The 14,958-nt window shown below is 72.7% G+C and carries 12 protein-coding genes and 1 pseudogene; 3 read left to right on the forward strand and 10 right to left on the reverse strand.

The window, feature by feature from the left end; translation table 11 throughout:
• Nucleotides 1-30: 30 nt before the first annotated feature.
• The 5 genes and pseudogenes from KGS77_RS14840 to KGS77_RS14860 all read right to left on the reverse strand — a co-directional run.
• Entirely contained in the window at nt 31-828 is a 798-nt protein-coding gene (locus KGS77_RS14840; protein WP_242581618.1) for a type III pantothenate kinase, read from the reverse strand.
• Entirely contained in the window at nt 828-1,895 is a 1,068-nt protein-coding gene (nadC, locus tag KGS77_RS14845; RefSeq protein ID WP_242581620.1) for a carboxylating nicotinate-nucleotide diphosphorylase, read from the reverse strand. The genes KGS77_RS14840 and nadC overlap by 1 nt, the downstream gene beginning before the upstream one ends.
• Complete coding sequence (locus KGS77_RS14850) at nt 1,892-3,811, reverse strand: L-aspartate oxidase (RefSeq protein WP_242581622.1); 1,920 nt, start codon at nt 3,809-3,811, stop codon at nt 1,892-1,894. Before KGS77_RS14850 ends, nadC begins: the two co-directional genes overlap by 4 nt.
• Nucleotides 3,808-4,824 carry a pantoate--beta-alanine ligase gene (gene panC, locus KGS77_RS14855; protein ID WP_242587479.1) on the reverse strand — a complete coding sequence of 339 codons (1,017 nt, stop codon included), beginning with the start codon at nt 4,822-4,824 and terminating at the stop codon, nt 3,808-3,810. The genes KGS77_RS14850 and panC overlap by 4 nt, the downstream gene beginning before the upstream one ends.
• Nucleotides 4,825-5,044: 220 nt before the next feature.
• Nucleotides 5,045-5,941: pseudogene (locus KGS77_RS14860) on the reverse strand (DUF2520 domain-containing protein); the annotation flags it as partial.
• A 288-nt stretch (nt 5,942-6,229) separates the two neighbouring features.
• Between KGS77_RS14860 and KGS77_RS14865 the strand changes: the two are divergent.
• Nucleotides 6,230-7,537, forward strand: coding sequence for a beta-eliminating lyase-related protein (locus tag KGS77_RS14865; protein WP_242581624.1), 1,308 nt, complete (start codon nt 6,230-6,232; stop codon nt 7,535-7,537).
• A 187-nt stretch (nt 7,538-7,724) separates the two neighbouring features.
• On the opposite strand, the gene KGS77_RS14870 is transcribed toward KGS77_RS14865, so the two are convergent.
• Nucleotides 7,725-7,964 (reverse strand): hypothetical protein, encoded by a 240-nt coding sequence (locus tag KGS77_RS14870; RefSeq protein ID WP_242581626.1) that lies wholly within the window; start codon nt 7,962-7,964, stop codon nt 7,725-7,727.
• A gap of 313 nt (nt 7,965-8,277) precedes the next feature.
• Between KGS77_RS14870 and KGS77_RS14875 the strand changes: the two genes are divergently transcribed.
• Entirely contained in the window at nt 8,278-9,390 is a 1,113-nt protein-coding gene (locus KGS77_RS14875; RefSeq protein ID WP_242587480.1) for a DUF5937 family protein, read from the forward strand.
• Nucleotides 9,391-9,438: 48 nt separating this feature from the next.
• On the opposite strand, the gene KGS77_RS14880 is transcribed toward KGS77_RS14875, so the two are convergent.
• Together KGS77_RS14880 and KGS77_RS14885 are read right to left on the reverse strand one after the other, a co-directional pair.
• Entirely contained in the window at nt 9,439-10,122 is a 684-nt protein-coding gene (locus KGS77_RS14880) for a response regulator transcription factor (protein WP_242581628.1), read from the reverse strand.
• 107 nt (nt 10,123-10,229) lie between these two features.
• Nucleotides 10,230-11,432, reverse strand: a complete 1,203-nt coding sequence (locus KGS77_RS14885) for a sensor histidine kinase (protein ID WP_242581630.1) — start codon at nt 11,430-11,432, stop codon at nt 10,230-10,232.
• Between the two features lie 191 nt (nt 11,433-11,623).
• Between KGS77_RS14885 and KGS77_RS14890 the strand changes: the two genes are divergently transcribed.
• Nucleotides 11,624-12,745, forward strand: a complete 1,122-nt coding sequence (locus KGS77_RS14890) for an SAM-dependent methyltransferase (protein WP_242581631.1) — start codon at nt 11,624-11,626, stop codon at nt 12,743-12,745.
• Nucleotides 12,746-12,795: 50 nt separating this feature from the next.
• Here the strand turns inward: KGS77_RS14890 and KGS77_RS14895 are convergent, their stop codons facing one another.
• Nucleotides 12,796-14,424, reverse strand: a complete 1,629-nt coding sequence (locus KGS77_RS14895; protein ID WP_242581632.1) for a PH domain-containing protein — start codon at nt 14,422-14,424, stop codon at nt 12,796-12,798.
• The gene (locus tag KGS77_RS14900; RefSeq protein ID WP_242581633.1) at nt 14,421-14,918 is read right to left on the reverse strand and encodes a PH domain-containing protein; all 498 of its coding nucleotides are present in this window, start codon (nt 14,916-14,918) and stop codon (nt 14,421-14,423) included. Before KGS77_RS14900 ends, KGS77_RS14895 begins: the two co-directional genes overlap by 4 nt.
• Nucleotides 14,919-14,958: the final 40 nt, after the last annotated feature.

Genomic DNA, 14,958 nt, shown 5'->3' on the forward strand with positions numbered 1-14,958 from the left:
CCGCACCGCCACCCGCGCCCAGCCACTCACCTACGGACGGGACACGTTGCGCTCATAGACGAGCCGCAGCCCGATCAGCGTCAGCCAGGGCTCGTGCTCGTCGATGACCGAGGACTCCCCGAGGACCATCGGCGCCAGACCGCCGGTCGCGATGACCGTCACGTCGTCCGGGTCGGCGGCCAGTTCGCGGGCCATCCGCCCGACCACGCCGTCGACCTGGCCCGCGAAGCCGTACAGGATGCCGGACTGCATCGCCTCGACCGTGTTCTTGCCGATGACGCTGCGCGGCCGGGCCAGTTCGATCTTGCGGAGCTGGGCGCCCTTGACACCCAGGGCGTCGACGGAGATCTCGATACCCGGGGCGATCACCCCGCCGACGTACTCCCCGCGCTCGCTGACCGCGTCGAAGGTCGTGGCCGTACCGAAGTCGACGACCACGGCCGGCCCGCCGTACAGCTCGACCGCCGCCAGCGCGTTGATGATCCGGTCGGCGCCGACCTCCTTCGGGTTGTCCATCAAGATCGGCACACCCGTCTTGACGCCCGGTTCCACGAGGATCGCCGGCACGTCCCCGTAGTAGCGGCGGGTGACCTCGCGCAGCTCGTGGAGGACGGAGGGGACGGTGGAGCAGATGGAGATGCCACCGATGCCGTCGCCCAGTTCGTCGCCCAGGAGCGGGTGCATGCCCATCAGGCCCTGGAGCAGCACGGCGAGTTCGTCGGCGGTGCGCCGGGCGTCGGTGGAGATCCGCCAGTGCTCGACGATGTCCTCGCCGTCGAACAGGCCGAGAACGGTGTGGGTGTTGCCGACATCGATGGTGAGAAGCATCAGGCGTCCTCCTCACGGAGGTCCAGGCCGATGTCGAGGATCGGGGAGGAGTGGGTCAGCGCGCCCACGGCCAGGAAGTCGACGCCGGTCTCGGCGTACGTACGGGCCGTCCGCAGGGTGAGCCGCCCGGAGGACTCCAGAATGGCACGCCCCGCGACCAGTTCGACGGCTTCCTTCGTCTCCTCGGGAGTGAAGTTGTCCAGCAGGATCAGATCGGCGCCCTCGTCGAGGATCGGGGGGATCTGGTCCAGGCGGTCGACCTCCACCTCGATCGGCACGCCCGGGAACTCCTCCCGTACGGCCCGGAACGCCTCGGCGATGCCACCCGCCGCCACGACGTGGTTGTCCTTGATGAGCGCGGCGTCCGACAGGGACATCCGGTGGTTGACGCCGCCGCCGCAGCGCACCGCGAACTTCTCCAGCGCGCGCAGGCCGGGCGTCGTCTTACGGGTGTCGCGGACCTTGGCCTTGGTGCCTTCCAGCTCGTCCGCCCAGGCCCGGGTGGCGGTCGCGATGCCGGAGAGGCGGCACAGGATGTTCAGGGCGCTGCGCTCGCCGGTGAGCAGGTCGCGGGTGCGGGTGGTGACGCTGAGCAGCTTCTGGCCCGGCTCGACCCGGTCGCCGTCCTCGACGTGCCGCTCGACCTCGAACTCGTCGGTGCACACGATGGACAGCACCGCCTCGGCGACCCGCAGGCCCGCCACGGTGCCCGCCTCGCGCGCGGTGAAGTCACCGGTGGCCACGGCGTCTTCGGGCACGGTGGCGACGGTGGTGACGTCCACGCCCTGGTCGAGGTCCTCCTCGACCGCCATGTGGGCGATGTCCTCGACCTGTACGGGGTCCAGGCCGGCGGCGACCAGGAGGGCTGCGAGGTCGGGGTCCAGTCCGCAGGCCAGCGGGTCGAGTTCGTACGCCTCGCCGTCGGCGCCGTCCGGTCCGCCGCAGCCGCAGGCGTCGCCACAGCCGCCGCCGGTGCCGCCGGTGCCACCGGTGGAGAGGCCGCCGATCTGGAGGAGGGGCAGGTCATCGGGGGTGCCGGGGGTTTCGGGCGTGCCGGGGGTGTTCACGGGTTCGGCTCCGTCTCGGGGAAGGTGGCGGTGGCCGTCGTACGGACGGTCAGGGTGGTCGGGGTGATCGAGGTGCGGGCGGGACTGGTGGGGCGGGTGGGGCTGTAGTCGGTGTCCGTGTCGGTGCTCGGGGAAGCGGGTACGGCCGACGGCCCGTCGGAGCCCGGCGCGTCCATGGTGATACGGAAGTGGCGGCGCCAGTTGGTGTCGTCACGCTCCGGGCGGTCCTCGCGCCAGTGGCAGCCACGGGTCTCCTCACGGCGGAGGGCGGCGGCGACCAGCACCCGGGCCACACACAGGAGGTTGGTGGCCTCCCACGCCTCGACGCCGGGTTCGGGCTGCTTGCCGTGTTCGCCCGTGAGGGCGTCGGCCGCCTGGTCGCGGAGCCGGTCGAGTTCGGCGGCGGCCCGGGCCAGGCTGTCCGCGCTGCGCAGCACGCCGGCGCCGGCAGTCATGATGCGCTGGATCGTGAGCCGCGTCTCGGGGGCGAGCAGCGGGAGGGCGGGGGCGGACTCGGCGGTGGGCCGCGCGTCACCGTGCCGCCCGTCGCCGCCCGCCCCGGCTTCCATACGGGTGCCGCTCCCCGTTTCCGCCACGATGCCCGCCGTTTCCGCCACGATGTCCGCCGCGATGCGCTCGGCGAACACCAGGCCCTCCAGGAGGGAGTTGGAGGCGAGCCTGTTGGCCCCGTGCACGCCGGTGCAGGCGACCTCGCCGCAGGCGTACAGACCGGGTACGGTCGTCCGCCCGCGCAGGTCCGTCCGTACGCCGCCGGAGGCGTAGTGGGCGGCCGGGGCGACCGGGATCGGCTCGGTGACCGGGTCGATGCCGTGCGCGCGGCAGGCGGCCAGGATCGTGGGGAAGCGGCTGCTCCACATCTCCGCGCCGAAGTGCCGGCCGTCCAGGTACATGTGCTCGACGCCCAGCTCGGAGGCGCGTCGCAAGATCGCCTTGGCGACGATGTCCCGCGGGGCCAGCTCGGCGAGTTCGTGCTGCCCCACCATGAAGCGGGTCCCGGAGGCGTCGACCAGATGGGCGCCCTCGCCGCGTACCGCCTCCGAGATCAGCGGCTGCTGTCCTTCGGCGTCCGGCCCCAGGTACAGGACCGTCGGGTGGAACTGGACGAACTCCAGGTCGGAGACCTCGGCTCCGGCCCGCAGCGCCAGAGCCACCCCGTCCCCGGTGGAGACGGGGGGGTTGGTGGTCGCGGAGAAGACCTGTCCCATGCCGCCGGTGGCCAGAACGACGGCGGGGACGTGTACGGCGCCGACACCGTCGTGCTGCCCCTCCCCCATGACGTGCAGGGTCACCCCCGCCGTACGGCCCTCGGCGTCCATGAGCAGGTCCAGGACCAGGGCGTTCTCGATCGTCCGCAGCCCTTGGGAGCGGACCGCGGCCACGAGCGCACGGGAGATCTCCGCGCCGGTCGCGTCACCGCCCGCGTGCGCTATGCGGCGGCGGTGGTGGCCGCCCTCACGGGTGAGGGCGATCTCGCCGGTCCCGGGTGAGGTGTCGAACCGCGCGCCGGTCTCGATGAGGCGGCGTACGGCGTCGGGTCCTTCGGTGACCAGGGTCCGTACGGCGTTCTCGTCGCACAGGCCGGCTCCGGCGACCAGAGTGTCGGCCAGGTGCTGTTCGGGGGTGTCGCCCTCTCCCAGGGCAGCCGCGATGCCGCCCTGCGCCCAGCGCGTGGAGCCGTCGTCCAGCCGGGCCTTGGTGACCACGACGGTCCGGCGGCCGGCCGCGGCGCAGCGCAGGGCGGCGGTCAGGCCGGCCACTCCGGAGCCCACGACGACGACATCGGCTTCGATGGCCCATCCGGGGGCGGGGGCCTGGAGGCGTATGCCGGTGGTGGGGGTGGTCCCGGTGGTGGAGGTGGTTCCGGTGGTGGAGGTGGTGGAGGTGGTTCCGGTCATCGGGACGCTCCGAAGGTTCCGAAGGTGAGGCGGACGTTGTCGATCAGACGGGTACCGCCGACCTTGGCGGCGACGGCGAGGACGGCCTCACCCTCGTAGGAGTCCGGTATTTCCCTGAAGTCCGTCGGGTCGACCAGCGCGAGGTAGTCCAGTTCCAGCGGCGGCGTCAGACGGGCGGCGTCCTCCAGGACCGTACGGGCGGCGACGCGCGCCACACTGGGCCCGTGCGGCGGGCTGACGGCGGCGTGCGCCACGGCGTGCGCGTCGGCCGCCGCCCGCTCCTCTCCCAGCGCCGCGAGCGCGGATGAACGGTCCTGCGCCGGCAGGGCGGTGGAGGCGGCGCGCTCGCGCAGCGCCTCCTCGGCCGCGAGCCGGTCACGCGCCGCGAACAGCGCCCGGGACAGCGCCAGGGCGGTACGGCGCTCCGCTGCGGACAGGTAGCGGTTACGGCTGGAGAGCGCCAGCCCGTCGTCCTCACGGACGGTGGGCACCCCGACGATCTCCACGTCGAAATTGAGGTCGGCCACCATGCGCGTGATGACGGCGAGCTGCTGTGCGTCCTTCTGCCCGAAGAAGGCGACATCGGGCCGCGAGAGGTGCAGGAGCTTGCCGACGACCGTCAGCACACCGTCGAAGTGACCGGGCCGGCTGGCGCCTTCCAGCAGGTCCCCCATAGGCCCCGCGGTGATACGGACCTGCGGCTGACCGCCCGGGTAGACCTCCTCCACCGAGGGGGCGAAGACGGCGTCCGCGCCCGCCTTCTCGGCCAGCCCAACATCGGCAGCCAAGGTACGGGGGTAGCGGTCGAGGTCCTCGCCGGCCCCGAACTGCAGGGGGTTGACGAAGACCGTCACGACGACCTGTCCTTCGGCGCCGACCCGCTCGCGGGCGGCCCGCACCAGCGTGGCGTGGCCTTCGTGCAGCGCGCCCATGGTCATCACGACGGCGCGCGGGCCCGTACGGCGGGGAAGGGCGCGCAGTTCGGCGGCCGTGTGCACCAGGTGTGTGCGCAGGGCGTTCATCGGTCGTTCCCCTCTGGGGAGTCGGGGGCATCGGGGTTGGAGGGGCCCTCGGGGTGTCGGGAGTTTCGGGGGTGGTGGGAGTTTCGGAAGCGCCGGAAGCATCCGGCCGACCGAAATCACTTTCACCCTTCCGGGTGCGGGACGAACTCTCGGCCGAACCGCCGACCGGACCGCCGGCCGTGCCGGGCCCGGTCATCCCGCTCCCCGGCACATTCGCGAGGACGTCGAGCAGATCCTCGGCCAGCTCCGGCTTCAGCAGCCCGTGGGCCAGCGCCCGGTCCGCCGTCGTACGCGCCATGGCCAGGTAGCCCTCGACGGACTGCGGCGCGTGTTTGCGCAGCTCCGCGACGTGCGCGGCGACCGTGCCCGCGTCACCGCGCGCGACCGGCCCCGTCAGCGCGCTGTCCCCGGAGCGCAGTGCGTTGTCCAGCGCGGCACCCAGGAGCGGTCCGAGCATCCGGTCGGGGGACCCCACTCCGGCGTCGCGCAGCAGTTCCATCGACTGGGCGACCAGTGTGACCAGGTGGTTCGCGCCCAGGGCGAGAGCTGCGTGGTAGAGCGGGCGGGCGTCCTCCTCGATCCACTCGGGTTCCCCGCCCATCTCGATCACCAGCGCCTCGGCCGCCATGCGCAGTTGCTCGGGCGCGGTGACGCCGAAGGAGCAGCCGGCGAGCCGCTGGACGTCCACGGCGGTGCCGGTGAAGGTCATCGCGGGATGCAGGGCGAGCGGCAGGGCACCGGCGCGGGTGGCCGGGTCAAGGACAGCCGCGCCGAATCGTCCGGACGTGTGAACGAGAAGCTGCCCGGGCCGCACGGCGCCGGTCTCCGCGAGCCCTCTCACCAGGCCGGGCAGGGCGTCGTCGGGCACCGTCAGCAGCACCAGTTCGGCGCGCGCCAGCACCTCGGCCGGAGGCACGATCGGCACGTCGGGCAGCAGCGCGGCAGCGCGCCGTACGGAGGCGTCGGAGACCCCGGACACGGCGACCGGCCGGTGTCCGGCGAGCTTGAGGGACGCGGCGAGGGCGGGGCCCACGCGACCCGCGCCGACGACCCCGACAGTCAGTCGTGCGGGGCGGTCCTGGGCCTCGATGGGTGGGGTTGCGTTCACGCGGCGGTGGCCTTCCGTTCCAGTCCGCGGGGGGTACCGGACGATTCGTTCGCCATGCTACGCGAGTGTTTCGGACCGGCCCCGGAGTCCTGCGGGAGGGGACGAGGGCGATCTCCGACGGCGGTCACGAACCGTACGCCCCACCCAACCGAAAGTTATCCACAGGCCTCGCGGGCGGGAGTCGCGATGAGTCATGATCGATGCAAGGCAGCCGCCGGGCGGATCACGCGGGCGGGCCGAGCGGTGAGCGCCGGGCGGGTGCGCGGCGTACGGGGAAGGAACGGGGACATGGGCGCGAGCGAACGCGGTGAGCGGAACGGCCCGGGCGCGGGAAGCAGCCCGGGCACGGCAAATGATCCGGGCGCGGCAAATGACCCGGGCGCGGGAAGCGGTCCGCACGAGCAGAACGGCCCGAGTGACGAAGGGACCGGATCGGGCGACGAGGGAGCCGAGCGGACCGATGAGCGGGCGCGGCTGCTCGCGGCCTGGCGGGGCGCCGGCCGGACCCTCTCGGTGCCCCTGGGCGGCTACACCCTCCGCGACCGGCTGAACGCCCTGGCGGCCGGCGCTCCCGATGTGTACGACCTCGACGACTGGGCCGACATCTACGGCAATGAGCAGAGCGTCGTCGGCGCGCTGGAGCGGCGCACCGCCGAGCTGCTCGGCACGGAAGCCGCCGCATTCTTCCCCACCGGGACGATGGCGCAGCAGGTCGCCCTGCGCTGCTGGGCCGGCCGTACGGGTGACGCGACGGTCGCCGGTCACCCGCTCTCGCACTTGGAAGTGCACGAGGGCGACGCGTACGCCGTGCTCAGCGGACTGCGCATGGTGCATCCGACGAGCGAACCGCGGATGCCGACGGCCGAGGAGATACACGACCTGCCGGAGCCCTTCGGCACGCTGACGCTGGAACTGCCGCTGCGGGACGCCGGATTCGTACTCCCGCGCTGGGAGGAGCTGACGGCCACCGTCACAGCGGCCCGGGAGCGCGACGCGGTGGTCCACTTCGACGGCGCGCGCCTGTGGGAGTCGGTCACGCACTTCGGCCGCACGCTCGAAGAGACCGCCGCGCTCGCGGACAGCGTGTACGTCTCCTACTACAAGGCCCTGGGCGCCGTATCCGGAGCCGCGCTGGCGGGGTCGGAGGACTTCGTGGCCGAGACGCGGGCCTGGCGGCACCGTTACGGCGGGCAGCTCTTCCAGCAGTGGCCGACGGCACTGTCGGCGCTCATAGGGCTTGACCAGGTGCTGCCGCGGCTGCCGGAGTACGTCGCGCACGCCGCGGTCGTGGCGGGGGCGCTGCGGGAGGCACTGGCCGAGGCCGGCACTCCCTGGTTCCAGGTGCATCCGGAGGTGCCGCACACCCATCAGTTCCAGGTATGGCTGCCGTATCCGGCCGAGGTGCTGGACGAGGCGGGGGTCCGTCAGGCCGAGAAGACCCGGACGGCCCTCTTCCGCAGATGGACGGAGCCGGGTCCGCCGGGCCTGGCGATGACGGAGGTCACGGTCACCGAACCGGCGCTCGACTGGACGCCCGCCGACGTCCGTTCGGCGCTCTCGGACTTCCTGGGCGAGGTGAAGCCGCTGACGCGCTGAAAGCGAAGCGGACCGGACGCGCGAGCCAAGTCGCCGACACGGAGGCACGTGCGACAACGGAGGCGTGGAGAGCGAAGCGGACCGGTCGCGAGCCAAGTCGCCGACACGGAGGCATGGGCGACAACGGAGGCGTGGAGGGGAGGGGGTGGGGGGAGGGGAGGGGCCCCAGGAGGCGGAGGTGGTGGGTTCAGCGAGTGGGGACAGAGGGCTGGGCCTGATTGGCCGAGCGGGTGAGAACGGTGCGTACGGCGCGCAGGGCGCGGGCCGAGGGGCGGTCCGCGGGGGCGGTGACGACGGCCTGGAACCGGCGCCACGTACGGAACTCGCGGATGGCCCGGGCCTCGCCGGTACCGGGCGCGGGCGGTGCACTCTCGCCTCTGCGAGCGGTGCGGTAGGTGTCGAGCATGTGCTGCTGGGTTGCGTCCATGTCCATCAGCTTGGGACGGCTCGTCGGCACCCGGCGCATCGTTTGACGAGACCCGTCAAACGATGTCTTCGCAGGTCACGGACCATGGAAGATGAGTACGGCCGCACGGCCCGAACCGCGTCGGCCCGGCCCGGGCCAACCCGGCCCGGCCCGGCACAGGTCGCGTCGGCCCGGCCCGGCACAGGTCGCGCCGGCTCGGCACGGCACAGGTCGCGCCGGCTCGGGCTTGGTCGTGTGCCGGGTGACTGCGGGGGCGTGCCACGGACGGGCGCTTCCGGGACGGATGGGATGGAGTGGGGGACGGGGCATGAGTGTGTGGATCGATGTCGCGGGGCTGTCGCATGAGCGCATAGTTTTCAGCCCCTCTCCGCTGGCCGAACTCGTCAGCGCCCTGCACGCGCTCACCGAGCCCGGCCACCACCCCGGTCTGCACGGCTGGACCACCGCGACCACCGCCTCCCTCAAAGCGGATCTCGCCGACCGGCTGCACGAGGCGGACTTCCTGTGGGGGCCGACCTTCTCCGACATCTTCCTGCCGTTCGCCGCGCTCCCGGACGTCGCCGGGCAGCCCGGCGCGACGGTCACCGAGGACCTGGACATGCTCGACCGGCTCGACGACGAGACGTACGTCACCGCCGCCCTGGTGTTCTCCTGCGCCAGCCACTACGGCAAGGGCGGCCCCTCGCCACTGGTCGACGAGGGAGTCCGGCGGCTGGCACTGGAGCGCGCCGACGCACGCGGTCCACGCCAGGCCGCGTTCGCCCGGCGGCTGATCGCCGATCCGCCGACCATACGGACCTGGATACGCCGCCTGATCGAGGACTGTGAAGAGGCGTTCTTCGCGGACCTCTGGCAACGGCTGAGGGTCCAACTGGCGGCGGACGCCCGGCACAAAACGGAGATACTGCGGCGCAAGGGCCTGGCCGAAGCGCTGGCCGAGCTCTCCCCCGCCGTGTCCCTGGACGAGGAACGTTCACGCATCGTCGTCGACAAGCTGGTCCAGGGAAGCACCACGGCGGTCGATCCGGCCGTCGGCGTCGGCCTGTCGCTGGTGCCGTCGTCCTACGGCTGGCCACATCTGATGGTGTTGTACGACCGTGGCTGGCGCCCGGTGATCCACTACCCCGTCGGAGCGCCCGAGCTGTCCAACCCCGCGTCCGTGACGCTGCTGGAGGACCGGCTGAACGCGCTGTCGCACCCGATGCGCATCCGGATATGCCGCAACCTGGCCCGTACGGCCTACACCACCGGAGAGTTGGCGATCGAGCACGGCATCACCGCGCCCGAGGTCTCCCGCCATCTGGCGATCCTCAAGAAGGCCGGGCTGATACAGACGCGGCGCCGCGGACGGTACGTGCTGCACCAACTGAACCTCCAGGTGGTGGCGCGCCTGGGCAGTGACTTCCTGGAGAGCGTGCTGCGCTGACGGCCACCGGCATGTGGCCGCCCGCCCGGCCGCCTGGAGAGGGCGGTCCTAGTGCGCCGCGCCCCCGGCCCGTACGAGTCCCGTCTCGTACGCGAGGACGACCGCCTGGACCCGGTCGCGCAGCCCCAGCTTGGTGAGGATCCGGCCGACATGGGTTTTGACCGTGGCTTCGGACAGTACGAGCTGCGCCGCGATCTCCCCGTTGGACAGCCCCTGCGCGACCAGCAGCAGCACCTCCCGCTCGCGCTCGGTGAGCCGCCCGATCTCCGGCCGTACCGGCTCGCCCGCGGTGGCCGGCAGCATCGGCGTGAAGCGGTCCAGCAGGCGCCGGGTGGTGGACGGCGCGACGACCGCGTCACCGCTCTGTACGGCGCGGATGGCGGCCAGCAGTTCGCTCGGCGGCACGTCCTTGAGCATGAAGCCGCTGGCGCCCGCCTTGAGCGCCGAGAACGCGTACTCGTCCAGGTCGAAGGTGGTCAGGATCAGCACCTTCGGCGCGTCCTCCTTCTGCCCGCCCTCACAGATCCGGCGGGTGGCCTCCACCCCGTCCAGATGCGGCATACGGACGTCCATCAGAATCACATCGACCTTGGTGGAGCGCAGCACCTCCAGTGCCTGCACCCCGTCGCCCGCCTCGGCGACGACCTCCATGTCCGGCTGCGCGGCCAGCACCATCCGGAAACCGGTACGCAGCAGCACCTGATCGTCTACGAGCATCACGCGGATGGTCATGAGGAAGTCCTTCGGGAGACGGAAGAGGGAGGAGGTGGAAGAGGGGAACAGGAAGTAGAGGGAGGGAGGCGGGTGAGGAGCAGGGGCGATCGCGGGGCGGGTGGGCTTCAGCGTGCGGACTTCAGCGGCAGTACGGCACTGATCCGGAAGCCTCCCCCCGGCCGCGGCCCCGCGTCCAGGCTGCCCCCGACCATACCGACGCGCTCCCGCATGCCGATGAGGCCGTGGCCCAGCCCGTCCGCCCCGCCGCCCTCGTACAACTCGTGCTGCGCGCCCCGGCCGTCGTCCTCGGCGAGCACTTCCAGGTCGCTGTCCTGGTAGCTGATCCGGACGGTCGCGCCGACGTCCGGACCGCCGTGCTTGCGGGTGTTGGTCAGTGCCTCCTGCACGATGCGGTACGCGGTGAGTTCGACGCTGCTGGGCAGCGGTCGCGGCTCGCCCTCCACCCGGAAGTCGACCGTCATTCCGGTGCCGCGCACCTGCTCGATGAGTTCCGCGAGCTGTTCGACGCCGGGCTGCGGCACGTACTCGCCGCCCTCCGGCTGTTCGCCGCTGCGCAGCACGCCCAGCAGCCGGCGCATCTCGGCGAGCGCCTGCCGGCCCGTCCCGGAGATCGTCTCCAGCGCCTGCTTGGCCTGCTCGGGGGCGCTGTCCAGGACGTACGCGGCGCCGTCCGCCTGCACCACCATCACCGACACGTTGTGCGCCACCACGTCGTGCAGCTCACGGGCGATCCGCGCCCGCTCGGCGGCCACCGCGATCCGCGACTGGGTCTCGCGCTCCTTCTCCAGCCGGGCGGCCTTCTCTTCGAGCTGCGCCCAGTACGCACGGCGCGTACGGACCGAGTCCCCGAGCACCCAGGCCAGGATGAAAGGGGCCGTGAACAGCGTCCCGACGAACAGGGTCTGCCCTATGGGGTGCACGTCCTGAGGGCCGCCGAAGCGCACGAACGTGATGCCGGGACCGATGAGCGCGCCGATGAGCGCGACGCGCGAGGCCCACCGCGTGGTGCCGGAGGCGACCGTGTAGATGATGACGAGGGTGGCGAAGTCGGCGGGGTGCGACTGGATGTTTTCGATGAGCTGCCAGATGCACAGGACGATGGCCAGCAGCAGCATCTTCTCCGGCATCTTGCGGCGCAGCGCGATGACCGTGCACAGGCCGAGGCTGAGGAAGAGTCCGACGACCTGTTCCGACGCGCCGATGGCGGGCCCCATGAGCCACAGGGCGTTGAATCCCAGCAGGAGGACGGCCCAGAAGGTGTCCACCCCTGTCGGATGCCTGCGGAAGAAGTCGTAGAGGCGCTGCACGTAACCCAGCGTAGGCAGGGCGTATAGGTGTACGGGTCAACCGGACGGGCGATCCTGTGTGCCGGTCGTACTCCCCAAGGTGGAGACCGGACGCCGCCGTTATCGCCCGGCCGCGGAAGAGGCCCGGCCGGACCGCTTGAGCGGGTGGGCCGTGCGGGCCCGGCCGGCCCCGTGCCCCTTACCGTAGGGCGGTGACCGAGGCGACCGACACAAGTGGTGAATGGCGCGGCTGGCGGGAGGCCACCGAGAAGGCGCTCTACGGGCCGGACGGCTTCTACTCCCGCGCCGACGGGCCCGGGCCGGCCGGGCACTTCCGCACCTCCGTGCACGCCTCGCCCTTGTACGCGCGCGCCATCGCCACGCTCGTACGGCGGGTGGACGCGGCGCTGGGGCATCCGGCCGAACTGGCTCTGGTGGACGTGGGTGCGGGCCGTGGCGAGCTGCTGACCGGCGTGCTCCACGCTCTCGACATGCTCGACGCACCTGGCACGCCCGTCGCACCAGGCGCACCCGATGCGCCCGACGCGCCCGGACCGCCCGGCGCACCGGCGGACTCCGTACGCCCGCGCCTGCGCCCGTACGCCGTCGAACGCGCCCCGCGCCCCTCCGGCCTGGACCCGCGCATCACCTGGCTCGCCGACCTGCCCGCCCCCGGCTCCCTCACCGGGCTGCTCTTCGCCAACGAGTGGCTGGACAACGTACCGGTCGAGGTCGCCGAGACCGACGCGGACGGCGTGCCGCGCCGGGTCCTCGTACGGGACGACGGCACCGAGACGCTCGGCGAGCCGGTCGGCGGCGCGGACGCCGAGTGGCTCGCCCGCTGGTGGCCGCTGTCCTGCGCGCGCCCGGCCGCACGCCCGGCCGCGGGCCTGCGTGCCGAGATCGGCCGGCCGCGCGATGCCGCCTGGTCCCGGGCCGTACGCTCGCTCCACCGCGGTCTGGCCGTCACCGCCGACTACGCGCACCACCGCGGAGCCCGGCCGCCTTTCGGAACGCTCACCGGCTTCCGCGCGGGCCGCGAGGTCCACCCCGTACCGGACGGCTCGTGCGACATCACCTCTCATGTGGCGCTGGACGCGTGCGCGGGCCCGGACGCCGAGATCCTCACCCAGCGCGAGGCGCTGCATGCCCTCGGCGTCGACGGCCGCCGCCCGCCGCTCGCCCTGGCCTCCACCGATCCGGCCGGATACGTACGGGAGCTGAGCGCGGCGGGGCAGGCGGCCGAGCTGACCGACCCGGCGGGGCTCGGCTCGTTCGGCTGGCTGGTCCAGCCGGTCGGCGGCACCGCCTGCGCCGGGCTGCTCACGCGATAGCCCCGCCCGCGCGCCTCACCTGACCGCCCCTCCCCTCATACGGCCGGCGCCTACGCCTCGCCGTCCTTCACCGCCCCGGAACCGTCCGGTCCACCAACGGCCGGTCCTCGGCCAACGGCCGGTCGTCGGCCAACGACCGGTCCGTCAACAACCGGCCTGCCACTGGCCTGCCCGTCACCGACAACTCCGCCCCCGCTCATCCACCGGTCCGGTGCCGCCGTGCGCCGCCCCGTACGGGAACGTTCCGCCTGTCCGACGACGATCGCCAGGGCCTCCTGTGCGTCGCGCCCACGCGCGACCACCGTCGTGTCCGCGCCCGTGTCGACCCATACGTCGGCCAGTTTCAGCAGCCGCTTCACAGGCCCCTGGGTCAGCCGTACGCTCTGCGCCTTGGCGTGCGGCACCAGCGTCAGCGTCTGCGTCAGCAGACCCTTCGAGGCCGCGAAGACCGTTCCGTCCGCCGTCCAGCGCCAGCCGCGCCACCGCACCGGCGCCACCCACCGGGCCCGCCGGGACGCGGGCCGCAGCCCTTCCCGTACGGCCGCGAGGTCGGTGCGCGGGAGGATGCGGGCGATCACCGTCTGCGCGGTGTGCGGGTCCGTGACCGGCAGCAGTACGCCTTCGGACGTGCCCGCGACATCCAGTTCGACCCGCATCCAGCCCTTCATCCGCCACAGCAGCGGCCGTACGATCCGCACGGCCTGGACGCGACCGGGCGGCACCGTCTCGTGCTGCCGGTCCAGCAGCCCGTGGTCCAGCCGCAGCCCGTCCGGCGAGTCACCGACCGTCCAGTCGTACTCCTTCAGGTACCGGCCGCCGGTCACCGCCCAGACCGCTCCTCCGGCGGAGAGCAGCGCCGCGCCCGCCGCCAGCACGCTGTCCGAGAGCCACCAGACGGCCACGGCCCCGAACACGCCCGAGAGGACTGCCATCCACACCGCGGTGTTCAGCAGCACCGCCACGGCCAGCATCCGCGGCGCCACCCGCGCCAGGTCCCGCGCGGGTGCCTCACCGGCCCCGCCCGCGGTTTCGGGTGTGAAACCGGCGGCCAGTGCCAGCAGCTCCGCGCGCAGCGCCCGCGCCTCCTTCTTGCCGAGGAAGGCCAGCTCGTCCTTGTTCTCCGTACCGATGACGTCGATCTTGAGCTTGGCCACGCCCAGGAAGCGGGCGAGCAGCGGTTCGGCGACCTCCACCGCTTGGATGCGGTCCAGGCGCAGGTGGGCGGTACGGCGGAAAAGCAGGCCGGTACGGATGCGCAGCTCGGTGTCGGTCAGGGCGTAGTACGTGCACCGCCACGACTGGACGCCGTACGCGACCGAGGCCAGCACCGCCAGTACGACCCCGGCCGTCAGCAGGGCCTTGTCCAGGCCGAGCAGCCAGTCCCGCGCCCAGTCCTGTTTCACCAGGAAGGCGACGAAGGCGAGCGGGGCCCAGGCGCGGCGCAGCGGCGTGACCGGGTGCAGCCGCCGCTCCAGGGGCCCGCTCTGCGGCGACCTGCTCCCTGACGGCCTGCTCTGCGGCGACCTGCTCCGTGACGGCGCGGTCCGCGGCGACTCGTTCAAGGACGGCTCGCTCAAGGACGACTCGTTCAAGGACGACTCGCTCAGGGACGGCGCGGCGACGGTGACGCCGTCCGCCTCGCCCGCACTGTTTCCGCTCTTCCCCTCCCCCGCGCTCACAGGCCCGCCGACCGTGTTTCGCCCAGCTCCGTGAGCCGGTCCCGCAGCCGGGCCGCTTCGCGCGGGTCCAGCCCGGGGATGCAGGCGTCGGTCCCCGCCGCGGCGGTCCGCAGCCGTACGCTCGCCAGCCCGAAATACCGCTCCAGCGGCCCGGAGGTGACCTCCACCAACTGCATCCGCCCGTACGGCACGATCGTCAGCTCGCGCCACAGCACCCCGCGGCTGATCAGCAGGTCATCGGCGCGTTCGGCGTACTTCCAGGAGCGCCAGTTGCGCTCCAGCACCCGCCATCCCCAGGCCAGCCCCGCCAGCGGCAGCACCGCGCACGCCGCGAGGGCGGGGGTGAGAAGCCAGCCCAGCAGTCCGCCCGAGACCACCGCCAGGGGCGCCAGGGCCAGTACGAGCAGCAGCCGCCGCATCCGCAGCAGTTCCCGCGGTATCCCCCGCCAGTCCGCGTCGACCTCTACCTCTACGGCCCCTTGCCGTACGGACACGCCGGACCGGTCGGCCCCACTGGTCCCACCAGACCCGCTG

It is taken from the genome of Streptomyces sp. MST-110588 (assembly GCF_022695595.1).
Taxonomy (GTDB): domain Bacteria; phylum Actinomycetota; class Actinomycetes; order Streptomycetales; family Streptomycetaceae; genus Streptomyces.

Coding starts and splice junctions, on each gene's coding strand:
- KGS77_RS14865 (WP_242581624.1), top strand. CDS start 6,230: ATGGGCGCGAGCGAACGCGGTGAGCGGAACGGCCCGGGCGCGGGAAGC.
- KGS77_RS14880 (WP_242581628.1), bottom strand. CDS start 10,122: ATGACCATCCGCGTGATGCTCGTAGACGATCAGGTGCTGCTGCGTACC.
- KGS77_RS14870 (WP_242581626.1), bottom strand. CDS start 7,964: ATGGACGCAACCCAGCAGCACATGCTCGACACCTACCGCACCGCTCGC.
- KGS77_RS14840 (WP_242581618.1), bottom strand. CDS start 828: ATGCTTCTCACCATCGATGTCGGCAACACCCACACCGTTCTCGGCCTG.
- KGS77_RS14850 (WP_242581622.1), bottom strand. CDS start 3,811: ATGACCGGAACCACCTCCACCACCTCCACCACCGGAACCACCTCCACC.